The 18561-nt window shown below is 49.7% G+C and carries 16 protein-coding genes; 6 read left to right on the top strand and 10 right to left on the bottom strand.

The window, feature by feature from the left end; translation table 11 throughout:
- Positions 1-8: 8 nt before the first annotated feature.
- The 6 genes from ACJJIS_RS09250 to ACJJIS_RS09275 all read right to left on the bottom strand — a co-directional run bounded on the left by ACJJIS_RS09250 (position 9) and on the right by ACJJIS_RS09275 (position 6626).
- Positions 9-611 carry a hypothetical protein gene (locus ACJJIS_RS09250; protein ID WP_475710075.1) on the bottom strand — a complete coding sequence of 201 codons (603 nt, stop codon included), beginning with the start codon at positions 609-611 and terminating at the stop codon, positions 9-11.
- A 73-nt stretch (positions 612-684) separates the two neighbouring features.
- Positions 685-1056: a RidA family protein gene (locus ACJJIS_RS09255; protein ID WP_444897162.1), complete on the bottom strand. Its 372-nt coding sequence runs from the start codon at positions 1054-1056 to the stop codon at positions 685-687.
- 137 nt (positions 1057-1193) lie between these two features.
- On the bottom strand, positions 1194-2102 hold the full coding sequence (locus tag ACJJIS_RS09260) for an alpha/beta fold hydrolase (RefSeq protein WP_475710076.1): 909 nt from the start codon (positions 2100-2102) through the stop codon (positions 1194-1196).
- 89 nt (positions 2103-2191) lie between these two features.
- Positions 2192-4627: an ABC transporter permease gene (locus ACJJIS_RS09265; protein WP_475710077.1), complete on the bottom strand. Its 2436-nt coding sequence runs from the start codon at positions 4625-4627 to the stop codon at positions 2192-2194.
- The gene (locus tag ACJJIS_RS09270) at positions 4624-5340 is read right to left on the bottom strand and encodes an ABC transporter ATP-binding protein (RefSeq protein WP_475710078.1); all 717 of its coding nucleotides are present in this window, start codon (positions 5338-5340) and stop codon (positions 4624-4626) included. The genes ACJJIS_RS09265 and ACJJIS_RS09270 overlap by 4 nt, the downstream gene beginning before the upstream one ends.
- Before the next feature lie 35 nt (positions 5341-5375).
- A complete protein-coding gene (locus tag ACJJIS_RS09275) occupies positions 5376-6626 on the bottom strand; it encodes an efflux RND transporter periplasmic adaptor subunit (RefSeq protein WP_475710079.1) in 1251 nt (416 codons plus the stop codon).
- A gap of 132 nt (positions 6627-6758) precedes the next feature.
- Here ACJJIS_RS09275 and ACJJIS_RS09280 point away from each other — a divergent pair, with 132 nt between their 5' ends.
- Positions 6759-7028, top strand: coding sequence for a hypothetical protein (locus ACJJIS_RS09280; protein WP_475710080.1), 270 nt, complete (start codon positions 6759-6761; stop codon positions 7026-7028).
- 97 nt (positions 7029-7125) lie between these two features.
- Here the strand turns inward: ACJJIS_RS09280 and trhP are convergent, their stop codons facing one another.
- The 3 genes from trhP to ACJJIS_RS09295 form a co-directional block, all read right to left on the bottom strand.
- The gene (gene trhP / locus ACJJIS_RS09285) at positions 7126-8457 is read right to left on the bottom strand and encodes a prephenate-dependent tRNA uridine(34) hydroxylase TrhP (protein WP_475710081.1); all 1332 of its coding nucleotides are present in this window, start codon (positions 8455-8457) and stop codon (positions 7126-7128) included.
- Between the two features lie 179 nt (positions 8458-8636).
- Positions 8637-9206, bottom strand: coding sequence for a cytochrome P460 family protein (locus ACJJIS_RS09290; protein WP_475710082.1), 570 nt, complete (start codon positions 9204-9206; stop codon positions 8637-8639).
- A gap of 87 nt (positions 9207-9293) precedes the next feature.
- Positions 9294-9938 (bottom strand): Crp/Fnr family transcriptional regulator, encoded by a 645-nt coding sequence (locus ACJJIS_RS09295; RefSeq protein ID WP_475710083.1) that lies wholly within the window; start codon positions 9936-9938, stop codon positions 9294-9296.
- A gap of 137 nt (positions 9939-10075) precedes the next feature.
- Here ACJJIS_RS09295 and ACJJIS_RS09300 point away from each other — a divergent pair, with 137 nt between their 5' ends.
- On the top strand, positions 10076-11560 hold the full coding sequence (locus tag ACJJIS_RS09300; RefSeq protein ID WP_475710084.1) for a bifunctional 2-methylcitrate dehydratase/aconitate hydratase: 1485 nt from the start codon (positions 10076-10078) through the stop codon (positions 11558-11560).
- 122 nt (positions 11561-11682) lie between these two features.
- On the opposite strand, the gene ACJJIS_RS09305 is transcribed toward ACJJIS_RS09300, so the two are convergent.
- On the bottom strand, positions 11683-12621 hold the full coding sequence (locus ACJJIS_RS09305; protein WP_475710085.1) for a porin: 939 nt from the start codon (positions 12619-12621) through the stop codon (positions 11683-11685).
- A 282-nt stretch (positions 12622-12903) separates the two neighbouring features.
- Here ACJJIS_RS09305 and ACJJIS_RS09310 point away from each other — a divergent pair, with 282 nt between their 5' ends.
- The 4 genes from ACJJIS_RS09310 (at position 12904) to msbA (ending at position 18556) form a co-directional block, all read left to right on the top strand.
- Complete coding sequence (locus ACJJIS_RS09310) at positions 12904-15471, top strand: DNA internalization-related competence protein ComEC/Rec2 (RefSeq protein WP_475710086.1); 2568 nt, start codon at positions 12904-12906, stop codon at positions 15469-15471.
- A 113-nt stretch (positions 15472-15584) separates the two neighbouring features.
- On the top strand, positions 15585-16208 hold the full coding sequence (locus tag ACJJIS_RS09315) for a MotA/TolQ/ExbB proton channel family protein (RefSeq protein ID WP_413665667.1): 624 nt from the start codon (positions 15585-15587) through the stop codon (positions 16206-16208).
- Between the two features lie 15 nt (positions 16209-16223).
- Positions 16224-16643, top strand: coding sequence for an ExbD/TolR family protein (locus tag ACJJIS_RS09320; protein WP_444897173.1), 420 nt, complete (start codon positions 16224-16226; stop codon positions 16641-16643).
- A gap of 83 nt (positions 16644-16726) precedes the next feature.
- A complete protein-coding gene (msbA, locus tag ACJJIS_RS09325) occupies positions 16727-18556 on the top strand; it encodes a lipid A export permease/ATP-binding protein MsbA (protein ID WP_475710087.1) in 1830 nt (609 codons plus the stop codon).
- The last annotated feature ends 5 nt before the right edge of the window (positions 18557-18561 follow it).

Consider the following 18561-nt stretch of genomic DNA (forward strand, 5'->3'; position numbering starts at 1 on the left):
TATCAATGCTAACTTTTCTTTTTACTCTTTAGCGACTTTTCCATGGCCTTTGATTCTTCTAGTGTACGAACGGACCAATCTATTCGCTGCTGATCAGAGACTATATCAGAATCAATGTTATAAAGGCTCCAGTTTCCAGAGTCATCTTTAACAAACTGAGTGCCGTACCACTGTGGCCGACCAAGATTCATCATTAAGCGATCCCAAGTGGCCGCTTTTAGCCAATTAGCTTTATTCTTATCCTCTGCCAGGGTTGCTGCAATAGTGGCAAGAGCATGGGCCAGTCTTATATCTTCTGATTTATTACCATGCTGGAAGATAAGTGCTGCATGATAGTAGTCCTTTGACGTTCTAATATGCCCATTCTCAAGCATTTTTAAGACTTTTATCCGCCGGGTTTTGTCTTCATGATTTAGTGATTCCCAGTCAATGTCACGGTGGGGGGCAATGCGCGCGCTTTGGTCTTGGGTGAATAAATCAGTGAGCAGTTTATTTTCCTGTGCAACCTTCTCCTTTGGTATTTTATGTATTGTTACTTCATTACTGGCAATAGAATATTGGGCCGAAATGCAATATAGAATAGTAATGGCTTTTGTCGTTAAGTGTCTCATACTCAAATGTTGGGTCTCGCTTTTCGTGCGTGAAGTGTAAGATAAATGTTGTGAAATTTTGTAAGTTTCATCGCTAAAGGGCTGCTATAGCTTCTATTTCTACTAGTAAATCTGGGTGTATTAGTTTTGAAACTTCCACCAATGAACAAGCGGGTAAACTTTCTTCGTAAAATTGAAAAAGTAGCTCTCGAATGGATGTTAGACTGCCAATATCGCGAACAAAGATTGTTAGTTTGACTAAATTATTTTTTACCAGTCCCTCGCAATCAAGGATTATTGAAAGCTGGGAAAGTATTTCAGTAGTCTGAGCAATCAAGCTAGAAGATTGTACTTCGGTTTCATACGCTGTAAGGCCAGATATGTATAGGGTGTTGTTGTGCTTTGTTGCGTGTACATAAGGGCCTGCAGCTTGGGGAAGGTCTTGGTAGTTTATCCTTTCGATCATTCTATCTACTTTTGTGCTCTGTAATTGGGTGATTTACTAAATTAAAACAGGAAGATTCCAGTCTTAGTTATTACTACTAGTGGCTAGTGTGTCGGCATTGCTACTATGATTAGCTCTCATTACCCTAGTAGTTTACTTTACTCCGATAGTGTAGAAAGTAAGAAAGGGTTGTTCTGGTGTATTTTTAGGAATTTTAGATATTCATTCCCAACATTTTCAGGAGCCTCCCACTGCGGATAATGCCCAATCGTTCCCAGCTCAACAATATCCGTTGGCCGATCTATCAGTTGCCGAAATCGATCCACCATATGCTTCCCTGAAACTGGGTCTAATGAGCCATTGATTAGTAATAGGGGGCCGGGGTATTGCTTTAGGGCGTCGACCCAGCGCTGACGATGTTGGCGCCTGTCGCGCATATAACTGATTAGTTTATAGAGGAGCCGGTTGCCATTCTTATATTGGAGAATTTGCCACAGGTCTCGCAAATCTCTTTTGGTTGGTTGTGTCTCTGGTCCGAAAATGGCACTGAAGCTGCGGCAAAACTGCCGGTAACTCATCAGTTTGTTGACCAGGAAGCCTGCGGGAGAGAGCAGCAGTTTTTGTACGAAACGCGCTTGATGAGTTTCTGGAAATAGACCTCCGTTTAGCAGGCATGCTGAGGCATATCTCGTTGTACCACCGCTATTGGCTCTGGCGAGTAACTCCTGGGCAACGGTATCCCCATAGTCATGGGCCAGCAGGTGGACCTTGTTAATGTTTAAATGTTGCAGAAGAGCTTCATGTAAATCAGCTTGCCCGTGGATGCTATAGTTATGCTGCTTGGGTTTGTCTGAGTAACCGAATCCCAGCATATCCATAGCAATACAGCGATAGTGCTCTGTCAGTTGGGCCCATACCTTTTGCCAGTCATAACTACTGGTCGGAAAACCGTGAATCAAAAGCAGTACATGCTTATGTCGGCAGCTTGGGTTGCTATCGACATAGAAGAGTTGGTGGTTTTGATAATCAAAAATCTTTCCGTTTGATAACCACTGCTGAGGCTGCATTGGCTGTTCCATTTCTTATTGTTGTATTTGCTGTAAAGATTGCACGATGAGCGCGCAACCTCAAGCAGCGGCTATCAGGTGGAAAGTAATTATCCTGTTCCTTGCAATGCGTAAATCGCGGGCTTATTGATTATCTTCCATACTGAAAGCAGGGTCACCGAGGCGGTTAGGCCGATAATAAGTAGTGGTGGTAGCAGCCAGCCCCAGAGGCTGGTTTCAATACTGAACTCGCTTTGCTCAAGCCAAAGCGCCAGAGGGACTAGGACCAAGGTCGCTACAGCGATACCGATAACGACGGGAATCAGGCTATCGATCAGGGTGTGATAGAAAATCGTCGCTGGGCGGGCGCCGGTTGCCATGCGCACGCCAAGCTCAGTACGCCGCAGTTGTACACTGTAACTGAGCACTCCAAAGATACCGATGGCAGCGAGGCTGAGTGCCAGTAATGTCAGGGCGGTGGTTACCCAAACTGAGACCCGGTCATTGCTTAGGAGTAGGTCTCGCGCCTGCTCCAGGGTGAATAGCTCGGAAACCTTGTACTGCCTGTTTACTTCGGCAAACTCCCGATTTATCTCTGTGGTGCTGAGCGGTTGGTGAAGCTTATGCCTGAGTACGAGTAGGGGATAGCTCACGTTGATACCGCGCACAAATAAGCGGGCGGGTTCCTTTTTGCCGGGCAGGCTTGCGTTGCGTACTACACCGACCACTTGGTAGGGCAAGTCACCTCGCCAGTAGTAGCGATTGCCTAATACTTCTCCATCCGGCTCCAGTTGCTGGGCCAGGGTTTCGTTGACGAGCATCATGCGATTGTTATCGGAAAATTCAGCCGCATTGATATGGCGGCCAGCTATCAAAGGCATACGCAAAATGGAAAGGTAGTTTTCGTCGACCACTGTGGTCTTGGCCATCACCGGGTTTTGTCGGCTGGCATAATGACTCAGGGATGTGGTCCAGAGTGGCCGGCTGATGGAGATAGGAGTGTTTAGGCTCAGGCTGGCATTTTGTACTTTAGGGTGCTCCAGCAATCTTTGCCTGATGGCCTTCAGATAACTCTCTCGTTCGGCAGTGGGGGCACTCCTAAGATTGCCGATATTCAGAGTCATCACTTGAACGTTGTCCAAGGGGAAGCCAAAGGGCTGGTTAATCAGTCGGTTAGCTTGAAGGAAAATCTGCAAGCTGGCGACGATAAGCAAACTGGTCATCGCCACTTGGCTGCTGATGAGGATTTTGCGGATTAGAGGCGAGATCTGTACGCCAGAACCTTTGCCGCTGCTCTGCAGCATTTGATTCAGTGCGCGGTAATTAACCTGGCGACTGACTATGGCTGAGAAGAACAGGGCGAGCAGTAAGGCACACAACAGTGCAAAAACCAGTGTCTGCCAGTTTAAGGTGAGCTCTTGAATGCGAGGAATTTGTTCCGTAGCCATCACCTTTAATACTTCCGTCGATCCCAGGGCTAAAAGTAGAGAAAGTAATGCAGCCCCTAACATAAGTAGGCCGATTTCACATAGCAGGGCCAAAAAGATATGTTTTTTATGTGCGCCCAACGCGACCTGTATCGCCATATTGCGTTGTTGTTTGGCTGCGCGAGAAAGAATCAGGTTGGTAACATTGGCGCAGGCAATTAACAGAAGCACCAGTGTACCGCCCATTACCATTAAGGTTCGCGTGGCGCTGTCGCCAAGTATTTTATTGGCGAAGGGGGTGAGTCGGTATTCAACGGACCTTTCTACCGAAGAGGATCTTCCCGCTAGGGCAGCTTGATATTGGGCATCCATTAATGTGCTCAATTCATGCCCCGCACTGGCGGGGTCAATGCCCGGCTTCAGCTTTCCTGTGAGCATGCGGAAAGGCAGGAAGCCTCTCCAATTATTTCTGCGCTCTACTTGTGTATCGTTAAAGTCCCAGGGCAGCCAGACCGCCGTTTGTCGGCCCTGCTTATAGATTTGGGGTTCAATGAAGTCTTTGGCGGTGACGCCGACAATGCGAAAGTCCACCTCCCCAAATTGCAGGCTTTGCTCCAAGACATTTGGGTTGCGCCGGAACATCTGCTCCCAGGTTTGATAGCTGATAACCGCCACAGGGACTCGGCTGTCGAGCCCTTCATCGGCATTGAATTGTCTGCCCAGGGCCAGGGGTGCTCCAGCCAGCTGGAGATATTCCGGAGAGACATAGGAAACATTAACCCGTGGTGATCCGGATAAATTGCGAACCACATCTTCCCAGAAGTACACCAGGGCGCTGGACTCGAAGAAACTATCGTTCTTATAGATTTCAACCAGGGCGGGGTATTGGCTGTTGTTTTCCAGCCGCAGCTGCTTGTTCTGGTAGAGATTACCATTCACGACATACAGCCGATCTTCGTCCGGGTAGGGTAGGGGTGCGGCTAACAGTTGGTAGTTGAGATTAAACAGCGTTACCAGGGCGCCGAGAGTGATACCCAGGGTCAGAATAATAGTGGTGGCGTAGCTCCGCGCCCGATTGAGGGACTGGAGGGCAATGGACAGGTCCTTTGTGGTGATCATAGGGCCATCTCATGGGGCTCTAGTATGGGCTGCGGCGTTGAGATTTTTCCATCCAGCAGATGCAATTGACGGCTGGCCATATCTGCATAGCGAGGGTCATGGGTCACCATGCACAGGGTGGTACCTTCATTATTGAGTTGCCGCAGCATTTCCATTACTGCATCGCCATTGTGGGAATCCAGGTTGCCGGTGGGCTCGTCCACCAGTAGCAGGGATGGATTGCCAACTAGCGCGCGGGCTATGGCGATTCGCTGCTGTTGGCCACCGGATAACTGGTTAGGTTTGTGAGAGGCCCGGTGACTCATTCCCACCTTCTCCAGGCAGTGTTTCACTTTTTTGTCGGCTTCAGGCTTGGGAATGGGATTGCGGCGGTATCGCAGGGGTAGGGCGATATTGTCGTAGACAGAGAGTTCGTCAATCAGGTTAAAGGACTGGAAGATAAAGCCTACTTTCTCGTTGCGAATAGTCGCCGCCTCACTCAGCGACAATTGAGCGACTTCAATGCCTTCAATCTGATAGCTGCCGCTGGTGGGGAGGTCCAGCAGGCCGAGAATCGAGAGAAGTGTGGATTTACTGCAACCCGAGGGGCCGCAGATAGATACAAATTCCCCCTGGTAAATACTCAGGTCAACGCCCCGCAGGGCGTGAGTTTCCATTTCTTCGGTGCTGAACACCTTAGTGATCCCGGCCATATGGAGGATTGGCTTGGACATAGCGAACTCCCTGTTCTCGCTTTGGGTTTCAGGCTTTAGTCAACAATCTGGATATGCTCAGCTTCATTAAAATTGGCCATATCCGAGAGGATGATGCGGTCCGCTTCATTGAGGCCTTGGGTGATCTGGATATATCGACCTGACTCCTCGCCGAAGCTGATGGGCTGGAGTGCCGCTTCCTCCCCGTTTTCGTTAATCAGGAAGAGATTGGCCTCACTGTGCCTCTGCACATTGATAGGTCTCTCGACGAACAACGTATTTTCCATCGTGGCAGTGAATATCCGGGCATCGACGTTGAGCTGTGGCCTGGCAGACTCTGGCGCGCCCGCGCTAAAAGCAATTTCCACTTCAATATTGCCGTCCCGAACTTCAGGAGTAATACGGGTTACCATACCTTCGACCTTTTCTCTGCGGGTATCAATTTCAGCGGGCTGGCCAACCTCCAGTTGCTCTGCTTTGGATTGTGGTACTTGAACCAAAGCGAGAAGATCAGTCTCGCTGCCGATCAGCGCCAGCTCTTGCCCGGGATCGACACCTTGCCCCAGCTCTACTGGTAGTCGTTGCAGTATGCCGTTCAGGCCGGCGCGTACTGTCAGTCGGTCTGTACGTTGCTGGATACTTTGCAATTGGGTTTGGGCTTGGTTGATTTGCTCGCGCTGGATTAACTCTGATTCGACGGCGACTTTGCGCAAGTGATTGATACGCTGTTTTTGCAGGTCCACACGTTTTTTCATCTGTTCCTGGCGTAAGACGGTGGTTTGGTAGGTGAGCTGGGAAACCACTCCACTTTTTACCAGCTCGTCCTCAGCTTCGCGACGCAACTTGATCACTTGGTAATTGGAGTTCAATTCCGCGAGTATGGCTTCCTCCGCGAGAACATCGCGCTGGTTGTTCAGAACAAGCCGGCGCAGATTAGCTTCCTCTTGCTCCAGGGAGGTTTCGGCTGCATCCAGGTCGCGCATTAACTCTGGATTACTCAGCTGCATAATGATGCTATCACTTTGTACTTCTGCACCGGGACGCAACATGATTTTTTCAACATTCGCTGCGGTTAGGGCGGTAATTAAAGTCTGCTTGTCTGAACGCAGCCTACCGTAGCCATCTACCACAACTTGCAGGTCTCCCTGTTGGACGGTACCCAACATCAGCTGTTCCCGCTCTACCTTATAGGCGCTGTCAGGAAGTAACAGGAGGGTGCTGGTAAATGCCACAAAAGCAAGAGCAGCACCACCTAGCATTAAAGGGTGCTTAATCAGGGGGCGTTTCTTAGGTTTAATAATATCCATATTGCGGCATTTCCTTGGTTAAGCAATCGTTGCACGCATTTCTACTGTGAAACCTTGATGCGGGGGCGAGTTAGAGGTGGAAAATCATAACTATTTAAAACGGGTGTATTCCTGTTGGAACTCCGAGGGAGGGTGGGTTTTTATCTTGTAATTAGTACTGTCGAGCATATTTTTGTGATCAAAACTCAGGGCTTTAAAAGGGTTTTAGGTGAGGCTGAAAATGCAGGAAAATTGGTACAAGAACCAGTTGCTTGCGGTGAATGGTGGGGAAATACAGGACGGTTTGAATATTATGAGGTGGGCAGTAACTTGAGAGGTTTAACGATTACCCAATGCATTTTGAGGATAGGTTCACAAGTAAAATTGTGGAGATGTAGTGGGAATAAAGGTGTCGTGGCTTAGTGAATCCGGTAGATTGTCTAAACCACTACACCTTTAACAAAATATATTTGCAAAACGAAGAGCTTGATAAGCCATAGTGCAAATTACAGGCCGAGGGTTATCCCAGAGCTTTGACCAATAGCGCCTGTTGAAGTTGATCGTCATCAACCCCCTCTGGTCGGGGTATTTGCACGATATGCCCGGATCCCGGAGCCACATCGATAGCCTTACCTTCCGTATTCTCCATTTGCTCCAAGGGGAAGAACAAGCTACCGCTGGGAGTCATTAACTCCAATTGATCACCGCGTTCAAAGCGATTTTTAACATCAATCGTCAAATGCTCAGGACTGCCGTCAATAAGCTCGCCTACGAACTGTTGGCCCGGAGTTGATATCAACCCCTTTTCATATTGCTGGTATTCTGCTGGTGGATGGCGACGGTAGAAACCTTCCGTGTAGCCTCGGTTCGAGAGGGTTTCTAATTCGTCCATCATCTTCATGTCAAAGTCTTTTCCTGCTGCAGCATCGTCTATCGCGCGACGATAGATCTGAGCAGTACGAGCCACATAGTAGTGGGATTTGGTGCGACCTTCGATTTTTAAAGAGTGAACGCCCATTTCCGATAGGCGCTTGACGTGCTGTACGGCCCGCAGATCTTTGGAGTTCATGATGTAGGTACCGTGCTCATCTTCGTAGGCCGGCATATATTCTCCAGGGCGACCTTCTTCCTGTAGTAAAAAGGCCTGAGAAGTACTGTCACTGGCGGAGGTGGGTTGCTTGGTGGGTTCCTGGGTTTGCACATGAATCAACTCGCCAACTTCATTCTCTTTGGCTTCATGAGCTTGGTATTGCCAGCGGCAGGAGTTGGTGCAGGCGCCCTGGTTGGCATCTCTATGGGTCATATAACCGGATAGTAAGCAGCGCCCGGAATAGGCGATACAGAGCGCACCGTGGACAAAGACTTCCAGCTCCATTTCAGGCACTCTCTGGCGAATTTCTTCAATCTCATCCAGGGATAATTCCCGGGAAAGTATCACCCGAGATAACCCCTGGCGATGCCAGAACTTTACGGTCGCGTAGTTTACCGCATTGGCCTGTACGGATAGGTGAACTGGCAGATCAGGCCAACGCTCCCTTACCATCATTATCAGGCCTGGGTCGGACATAATCAGGGCGTCAGGCCCCATTTCTACAATTTCTTCCAGGTCCCGCAGGTAACTGCGAACTTTGTCGTTGTGAGCGGCGATGTTAGATGCGATATAGAACTGTTTTCCCTGCTGGTGTGCTTCTTCTATGCCTAGGCGCAGGGTTTCAATATTTTTAAATTCATTATTGCGCACACGCAAGCTGTAGCGGGGCTGGCCGGCATAAACGGCATCGGCACCATAGGCAAACGCATATCGCATATTTTTTAAAGTCCCTGCGGGGGACAGTAACTCAGGTTTAAACACGGAAAAACTCATAGTGGAATAGTCGGACGCGGCCGCATGTTAACGGTATTCAAGATCGCGCTAATTGATATAAATCAATTAGCGCTGGGGTGGGGGTGATAAGCTGTTATGGAGGGAATCTATGCTGTTACTCTAGCCGAATAATAGACCTCTAACCTCTGATTTTTGCTGTTTACTTTTTAGTTCTGCAGGACCTGCTGATAACCCTGTGTGTATACCCAGTCATTATTCTTGGCAGGCAAATGACATCCAAAACAGTTGTTAAGCCCGGTGCCTTTCCAGGTTTCAGTTTCACTTTTGGCTATTCCTGGCTTAAATAAAGCCCATCCCCAGCCTTCTGCCCAAGCCGGGTTTTCTGGGAAGCGGTTGTTATCGTCTTTTACCATCATAAAAGTGAATTGAAGGTCTGAGGAGTAATAAGCCAACCCTGTGGTTAAGGGCTCCGATTGGGTGCTATTAACATCCTTTACCAAAACTGTCCCATCGGGAAACTTCCCCTTTTTGCGATACCCTTCTACTGCCTGGGGTTGGGTATAAACATTATGAGTATCCCATCCATCGCCACTCGAGGACTTTACCTGATAGGAGCCCAGGAAGACCCATTCCCGGCGGTAATTATCCGGCAAAGTAATATTCCCCTTGCTATCAACCATGCTTTTATAGGTTGAATTGAGGTTTTCATCGGCCTTTGCAGAAATACCCAATACGAGTGTCAGAACTAAAGAGGTTAATAAGTAGGCGCTGCGCATAATCCTTTTCCATTGCTGTTGATGTGGGAGAGCTATACCCGGGTTTCAGCTGCTGGAAAGTATATGAAGGCGGGAAGGGTAAAACTGTCAGCTGGCTGACACTGGCGCATATATTTGGTTCTCTGCCAGGCCTTTTAACGCGGTTTGATCGAGAAGGCAGATATATTGGCGCGTATAGTCGATAACTCCATCAGACTTCCACTGTTTAAGCTGTTGGCTGACTGTTTGCCTGCTGCCACCGGCCATGGCGGCCAGTTCGGACTGGGTCAACTTGATGTCTAGTTGATGTCCATGGCCACAGGGTTGTCCCCGGTAATTAAATAGTTGTGCTAACAGGTTGGCCAACCGGACCGGTAAGGGGGCGGTGATGTGGAGGAAAAGACGTTGCTGAAGCTGAGACTCCCTTGCGGCTAGTTGTTGCAACAGCTCATCGAAGGTCTGTGATTGGCGCGCCATCATGGCGTTTACATGTTGAATGGAAGCAGCTTCCAGTTCACTGCCAGATTTGGCGGTTGCTTGAATATCCAGGTTTTTCCCAGTTAGACCTGGTCCAAACCATGATCCGGGCCCATAGAGATCGACAATGGCTAGGTTGCCGCAGTAGTCCACTTTTTGGATAAGGACGTAGCCGGCATGAATAAAATAAATCTGGGGACCAGAATCCCCTTGTCGGAATAATACCGTTTCTTTGAGGAATCGAAGTGTTTTTATTGGGTCGCTAGTTCGTTGCAAGTGGGTTGATTCCTGTTTTTAGAGATTCCTAACAATATAGAATTCTTCGGTCGTTTGTTTAGCTATCTGAAGTTTAGGAAGCAGCTAATCTTACTCCATCTGTTTTGCCCTCCGACAATTTCACGGGCTATTCAATCATGATTGCTGACCCCGCTCCGAATATCCGCCCCGATTACGATCAGGTGATACAGGATATCGCAGATTATGTGCTTCATTTCAAAGTGGGTTCCAGTGATGCTTGGGAAACAGCACGGTTAAGCCTGATGGACTCCTTGGGGTGTGCCTTTCTGGCGTTGAGTTTCCCTGAATGTACAAAGTTGTTAGGACCCTGGGTGGAGGGGACATGGGTGCCGAATGGGGCCCGGGTACCTGGCACCCGGTTTCGCTTGGACCCGATAAAAGCGTCATGGGACATCGGCTGTACAATTCGATGGCTCGATTACAACGACACTTGGTTGGCGGCTGAATGGGGGCATCCCTCTGACAATCTTGGGGCAATATTGGCCGTTTGTGACCACCTGTCGCAAGGGCGATTAGTTAAAGGGGGAAGCCCAATAAAAATGGGCGCGGTACTCGAAGCAATGGTCAAAGCCTACGAGATTCAAGGTGTCTTGGCATTGTCTAACAGCTTTAATCGGGTTGGGCTCGATCATGTACTACTGGTGCGGGTTGCTTCTGCCGCTGTGGCTGCCTGGCTTAAAGGTGCTGGGCGGGAGGAAGTAATGGCGGCGGTGTCTCAGGCGTGGGCGGACGGTGGAGCATTGCGGGCTTATAGGCATTCCCCGAATACTGGATCACGCAAGTCCTGGGCTGCAGGTGATGCGAGTTCCCGTGGTGTTCGCTTGGCTGATTTGGCGATAAGTGGAGAAATGGGAGTGCCCGGAGTACTTACGGCGAAACAATGGGGGTTTTATGATGTCCTGTTTAGCAAGACAAATGCTGAGCAGCAACTGAAACCACCATCAGAGCGCAATTTTCAGTTCCCCAGAAGTTTTGGCTCCTATGTCATGGAGAATATCTTATTCAAAATTTCTTATCCGGCTGAGTTTCACGGTCAAACAGCTTGTGAGGCGGCAATTATTTTACATCCACAGGTTGCAGACCGTATCGATAATATTACCAAGGTGGTAGTGACCACACATGAATCAGCCCTTCGCATCATCACTAAATCAGGTCCATTAAATAATCCGGCAGATCGGGATCATTGTTTGCAATATATTGTTGCAGTGGCGCTTATTTTTGGTGACTTACAGCCAGGTTTTTATGAAGATGATTTTCATCGCGATCACAAAGAGATCGATATCTTGCGGGACAAGATTGAAGTGATAGAAGATAAAGGTTACTCAAAAGATTATTTAGACCCAGATAAGCGTTCTATAGCCAGTGCGGTACAAGTATTTTTTAAAAGTGGTGACGCATCAGAAAAGATTGAAGTTGAATATCCGATGGGACACCGCCGTCGCCGACGGGAGGGGATTCCGTTATTGGAAGATAAGTTCCGTAGTAATTTAGCTACGCGATTCCCTCAAGGGCGGGCTAATAAAATTTTTGCAGCTATTAATGATCTTCAAGGGTTAAAGCAGTTGTCAGTTAATCGCTTTATGGATCTATTGGTTATTTAGAGGCTCCTTAGGAAATTCCCCAGAGTGAAAAAGGCGGCCAAAGGCCGCCTTTTTCATTGCTCAATCTTCCCCAAGCGGCAGAGTCGCACTTTCCAATTTGGACCGCCACATTTAAGGAATGATTAGAACTTGTATTCAACACCAATACCGGCGTAGCTGCGATCGTAGTCTTCGTCAGCAGTTTCGTCGGTGTAGAAGCCGAAAATTTTGGCTGCGCTGTTGAATTTGTAGTCTGCGCCCAGGCTGAAAGTCTCGCCGCCTTCTTCTTTGATATCAGACTGGCCGTACTGGGCTTTCAGAGTCCACTGGTCCAGCTTGTAAGCAACAGAGCTCATCCAGCCGTCGACAGTTTCGCCGCCGTCAGCATCTTGCTCTTCGAACAGGGCGCCTACTTGTACAGGGCCGATGTTGTACTGAGCTACAAAACGATGAACGTCAACGTCCTGACCTTCAACGTCCTGGTCCATAGCGTAGGCCAGGTAAACACCGTTGTTGTCATAGGCGACAGACATGGAAACGCCGTTGTTGCGTTCTTCGCCGGTAGTTTCGTCAATAACTTCTTCTTTGTTGCTGATGAAAGCCGCAGAAGCTTTGAAGCCACCGAAAGAAGGAGTAGTGTACTGAAGTGCGTCTTCTTCGCGATTATCGCTGCTGGTGATCAGGCTCTTGATATCGCCTTCGAGGTCGTTAAACAGGTCAACTTTCTTCTGGGCAACTTTCAGGGGAGTATCGAACTTACCAGCGATGACCTGGCCAAAGCCGCCTTCCAGGCCTGCGTAGATGTTGCGCTGGGAGAAAGTATCGTCAGCGTCACCGTCCATATCTACTTCGTATTCCATACGGTAGATACCTTTAACGCCTTCAGTCAGGGCGATTTCACCTTTCACGCCCAGGCGGGAAGCGTTGCTCTGAACGTCAGTGACGGAATCGTCACCTTCGTCGGCAGCCTGGAAGGTGACGTTGGCTTTGCCGTAAAAGTCGAGTACATCGCCTTCATCTTGGGCGTTGGCCAGAGCAGGTACCATGGCAATGATGGCCAGAGAGAGAGCGGTCTTATTCATAATCGTCTCGCACAGTTTATGGTTTTGGGTTGAAAGGTGCCTTCCGTGTCGTCCTAGTTGGCTGCCTTTCGATTTGGTGCGGATTCTGCGTTTTGAATATGACAAACATGTTAAAAATGGCATTTTTCTTAAAAATATGTGACTGGTCAGTGCTATGAATGGCAGGTTAGCTAGCTATATTAAGGTTTTAGGCGCCTGAAGCGGCGGTTCGCAATCATCGTTGATTTGAGTGAAGGTGGTCAATAGTTGAACAAAAAGATGGTGTAAGGGATGGCGCTGGGGATGGAATTATGGAGTTTTCGGGAGAGAATTTACGGGCTTTCTCGCCTGCTGGCTAAGGCGAGAGGCATTGTCGTCTACATGGGGCCCAGCATATATCTTTGGGTCTATTCGCTATCTATTATCGCAGTGGGATGTCTTGCCCGATTACCCGCTGAAAGCACTCTGTGGGCACTGTATCTCTCTCTAGCCTTGTTTGCCTGGGTGGTAATACGCCGCTGGCGCCCCCTTGCTCTGATCTTTCTCTCCTTTATTGGTGCGACCTGGGCACTCCACTCTCATGAAGCATCGCTGGATCGCCGGCTCCCCCTCGGTGCACATGGTGCGGACTTCGTACTTCAGTTGAACCTGGTCTCGCTGCCTGAATTAACTGAGGGGGGAGGGTTTGGCGCTAGTTCAGAATCACAAACGGTGCGTTTTCGCGCTCGAGTTGTGGATATTGTTTCCAGTTCTTTAGGTGAAGAGGGTGGCCAGTTAGCACCGCCAGAGCTACCTATCGGAAGCCTTCTCAACCTAACCTGGTATCGAGTTGACGATGAGGCTCTGGCTCGCCTGCGGGGTGGCTCTCAATGGATATTGCCTGTGCGATTGAGAACTCCCAGGGGGAGCGTTAATCCACATACATTCGACTATGAAGGCTGGCTTTTGCGAGAGGGAATTACGGCAACAGGGTATGTTCGCCCCCGCGATTATCCTCCTCAGTGGCTGGGGCAGGGGAATGGCATTATCGGGTTAAGGGATGAATTGCGCTCCCTAATTAGTCAGTTACCGATCCAACGACCGGACCTGATAGCTGCGCTATTGCTTGGGGATCGCAGTCAGTTGAGCGAAGGTGATACCGACCTGCTTAAAAGGACAGGTACGGGCCACCTTATTGCCATATCCGGCTTACATGTGGGCATGGTAGCCGGTTGTATTTTGTTGATGGGCACCGTACTGGCAAAAGGGATTGGGCTTTTTACGGGCACCAGCCGTTTTGGTATTGCGATAGGACTCGCCTTGGTGGCGAGCCTTGTATATACCTTGATCGCCGGCGTTCCTCTATCCGCGCAACGTGCGCTTGTAATGACCTGGGTGCTGTTGCTGGGGTGGCACTGGCGGCGCAGACTGGGAGCGGGTTTTGCTTTCTCATTGGCACTGGCAATAGTGCTTACCCTGCAGCCACTGGCTTTTTACAGTGCTGGTTTTTGGTTGTCCTTCGTGGCCGTCGGGAGTCTGCTTTTGGGGTTTAGTGGGCGAATTAGCTTAAGTCGAGAGCCGCAATGGAGGCCGAAGGCTGAGGCCTCTGGTGCTGTAACCTCATGGCAGCACCGGTTTTCCCAATTATCGTTATGGCAGCTGTTGCGAAGCCAGTGGCTGATTGCAATTGGCCTGTTTATTCCATCGATAATATATTTTTCAGGCTTTAGCCTTTCAGGTGTATTGGTCAATCTTGTAGCGATTCCCTGGATGGGCCTGTCTATTTTGCCATCACTTATGTTAGGTGCTGTATTTATTGATACTCAGCTGGGTGTTTGGCTGCTGCAGTTTGCAGGTTGGCAATTGGATCTGCTGATGACTGCGCTCAATATTGTCGATCATTCGATACCGGGGTTTCGTGGTTTTGTGATTGCCTCCACTGCATTGGCGATAGTCATTGCCGGGCTTGGCGCGGTGCTACTTTTGCTGCCTAAAGGGTTGCCAGGGCGCAAGTTGGGCTGGTTATTTTTTCTTCCAGTTGCTCAGCCCTGGCTTTCTACATTGGCACCGGCAGATGAGCGTTTGAAATTATCAGTGCTGGATGTTGGTCAGGGGTTGTCAGTAGTTATCAGCACCGGAAAAAGCCGTATTGTTTACGATGCAGGGCCTTCAATCCCCTCGGGCTGGAGCGCGGGAGGTTCGATAGTGGCTCCCTACTTGATGAGTAGCGGAGGTAGTGAACTCGATGTGCTGATCGTCAGCCATGGCGACAGGGATCATGCCGGCGGCATGGCGGGTTTACTTAGAAACATTGAAGCAAAAAAGCTCTATGCTCCGGGGACTTTAGCTAGCAATTTACCATTATCGCCAGCCACGATTACTGAGCAGTGTCGGGCAGGAACGGAAGAGCAACTGGGAGATATATCATTTCGATGGTTATGGCCTTCCTTAACGGCACAGGGAGAGGAATTACTGGATGGTGAGGAGAACGATCACAGCTGTGTAATTTTGGCTGAGTGGCAGGGGGTGCGTTTACTGCTTACTGGGGATATCAGTCGTAAGGTTGAATATCAACTGTCTAAAATGTATCCACAATTTCCCGCTGTTGACGTACTGATTGCGCCCCATCATGGTTCCCGCTCTTCCTCATCGGTCGCTTTGCTCGAATGGGCCAGGCCTAAACGGGTTGTATTTAGTGCCGGTTTCCGACACCACTTTGGCCACCCTCACACCGATGTTGTGAAGCGCTACCAAAACTTCGGTGCCAGCATTTTCAGTACTGCGGAGAGCGGAGCGGTAGAATTTTTCTGGCGAGCCGGAGAACAAGAGCCGCAAATTTTACAGGCTCGTTTGGCACCACGGTTTTGGTATGCGAGTCACAACAGGGAATAAGGATGCGTGGGAGGACTTAGCCGCCGGCACCAGCTGTGATAAAGTGCTGCTCTGCGTCGAGGACGCAGTAATAATTTTCCAAAAATTCCCTCTGGTTTTCTGGGGCTAAGAAAGTGTTTGAGATAATAAAATCCGGCGGCCTGCTGATGTGGCCAATCCTGTTTTGCTCTGTAGCGGTTATTGCTATTTGTGTCGAGCGTTTCTGGACTTTGCACTCGCAGCATATTGCACCACGTACTTTATTAGGTGAGGTATGGGGCTGGCTTAAAAATAACCAGGTCAATGCGGAAAAATTGAAGGAGCTGCGCGACTCCAGCCCACTGGGAAAAATTTTTGCTGCGGGCCTGTCCAATTCCCGTCACGGTCGCGAAGTAATGAAAGATAGCATCGAGGAAACTGCCAGCCAGGTTGTGCATGAACTGGAGCGATTTCTGGGTGCTTTGGGCACGATTGCTGCCGTAGCACCGCTGATTGGTTTGCTGGGTACTGTGATCGGTATGATCCAGGTCTTTACCGCGATTATGGTGGAAGGTACCGGTAATGCAGGCGTACTGGCCGGTGGTATTAGCCAGGCATTGATCACCACTGCCGCTGGCCTGACTGTCGCTATTCCTGCGTTAATGGCACACAGATACTTCCAGCGTCGCGTTGACACGATTGTTGTGGCAATGGAGCAGGAAGCTGTCAAGCTTGTGGATGCTCTGCACAGTGATCGTAAAATCGAAGATGCGGCCTGAGCGGGGTAGCAAGCAATGCAATTCCGCCGCCAAGCCACAGAGCAGGAAGGGGTTAACCTGACACCACTTATCGATGTGGTATTCCTGCTGTTGATTTTCTTTATGGTGTCTACAACCTTCACCAAGGAAAGCCATCTTAAGCTGAACCTGCCTGAAGCAGCAGGTCCTCAGTCTGTTGACCAACCTAAATCTGTAGAGATTTTGATCAGTGCTGATGGTTCTTATTCAGTAGATGGACAAGCTTTGATCAACAAGAAGATCAACACCCTCAAATCTGCGCTGTCGGAAGTTTCCGCAGGCGAGTACAATCGCCCGCTTGTGATAACCGCCGACGCCACCGCTCATCACCAAGCCGTGGTTCGGGCAATGGATGCCGCTGGACAGCTAGGCTTTGTCAACCTAAGCATTACTACACGGCAGCCGGAAGAAAACTAGCGCGGAACCCTGTAGGGAGCTGACTCACCTTCGGTTTCTGTGCCCACTCGCCCCAGTTGGGGCGAGTCCATTCATTGGTCTGTATGAAGAAAGTAAAAGCGCCCCCCAGCAAACCGCAAAATGGGGCGGAAACTTACCGTCGATTGCTCACTTATGCCCGCCCGCACATGGCGATTTTCGGGGTTGCGGTACTGGGCTTCTTCCTGTTTTCGATCATGGGCGTCAGCCTGATTGCTGTGACCGAGCTGTTGCTCGATGCAGTGGGAGCTGGTATCCAAGAGAGTCGCGGGTTTCTCTCAAAGTTTGTAGCATCCTATTACCCCGATGGAGTAATGCCCCAGGAGACTGCTCGTTGGCTTGTACCGCTTGCAATGTTGCTGATTATTGTCCTTAGGGCTATTGGCAATTTTGTCGGCAGCTATGGTTTGGCCTATGTGGGCCGTGCAGTGATCCACGAGTTGCGAACACAGCTATTTGAGAGAATTGGCCAGCTTCCCAGCTCCTATTTTGACCGCTATACCGGCGCTTACCTGATCTCAAAGGTTTCATACAATGTTGAGCAGGTAACCAACTCCATCACCAAGGCGGTGAAGGTACTCTTCCGGGAGTCGTTTACGGTAATCGGTCTCTTGACCTACCTGTTACTGGTGAACTGGAAGCTGACTTTAACCTTCTTCCTTTTTGCCCCCTTGATCGCCTTTATTGTGCGTATCGTGGGTAAGCGTTTCCGCAAATTAAGCCATCGCATCCAGAATTCCATGGGCGACGTTACCCATGTCACTCAGGAGGCGATCAATGGCTATCAAGTGGTGCGGATGTATGGGGGGCAGGATTACGAGAAATCCCGCTTCCTCTCTGCCAGTGACAATAACCGTCGGCAGTTTATGAAGCTCGTAGTAGCAAACAATGCCAGTGTTTCTGTGATTCAGATACTGGTTGGTTTGTCTACCGCAACTATTGTCTGGCTGGCTCTGGCACCGGGTATGGTTGAGTCCATGACTGCTGGGGTTTTTGCCGCCTATATTGGTGCGGCTGCATCCCTGGCCAAGCCGGTGCGCAGCCTTTCCGAAATTTTTGCCGATATCCAAAAGGGTATTGCGGCAGCGGAGAGTATCTTTGAAGTAATGGATGCTCCCAGAGAGCCCCAGGATGGTGAAGCTCAGCTACCTAAGCCTGTGAATGGCACAGTAGCTTTTGAAGGGCTTGAGTTTAGCTATGACCCGGCAGCACCCAAAGTACTCTCCGACATCAGTTTCGCGGTAAATCCGGGAGAAACGGTGGCCCTGGTGGGTGCATCTGGCTCCGGCAAGAGCACGCTGGTAAGTCTGCTGGCTAGATTTTACGAGCCGACAGGTGGACGTATCCTGGTCGATGGGGGTGATATTTCCAAGGTGCCACTTAAAGAGTTGCGCCGCCATATCAGTATGGTTTCCCAAAATATCGTGCTGTTTAACGACACTGTATATCGCAATATTGCCTACGGTGAATTGGAACATGCACCCAAGGAAAATGTTCTGCGTGCTATGGAGCAGGCACATGCAACTCAATTTATTGAAGAGCTACCTGAGGGGGCGAATACGGTTCTGGGGGATAATGCGCAGATGCTCTCTGGTGGCCAGCGCCAGCGCTTGTCTATTGCCCGTGCCCTGCTTAAGGATGCGCCCATACTGATCTTGGATGAGGCTACCTCAGCACTGGATAATGAGTCGGAGCGCCATATTCAGGCGGCTCTGGCTGAAGTCATGAAAAACCGCACTACGTTTGTTATCGCCCATCGCCTGAGTACGATCGAGAATGCCGATCGCATTCTGGTGATGGAGAAAGGTCGAATTGTAGAGAGCGGGAATCACGCAGAGCTGCTCGCCCAGGGTGGTCGATACGCATCTCTGTTACAGCAGCAAACAATGGGGTAGGGCAC

This window comes from Microbulbifer maximicatervae (SeqCode) (genome assembly GCF_056231245.1).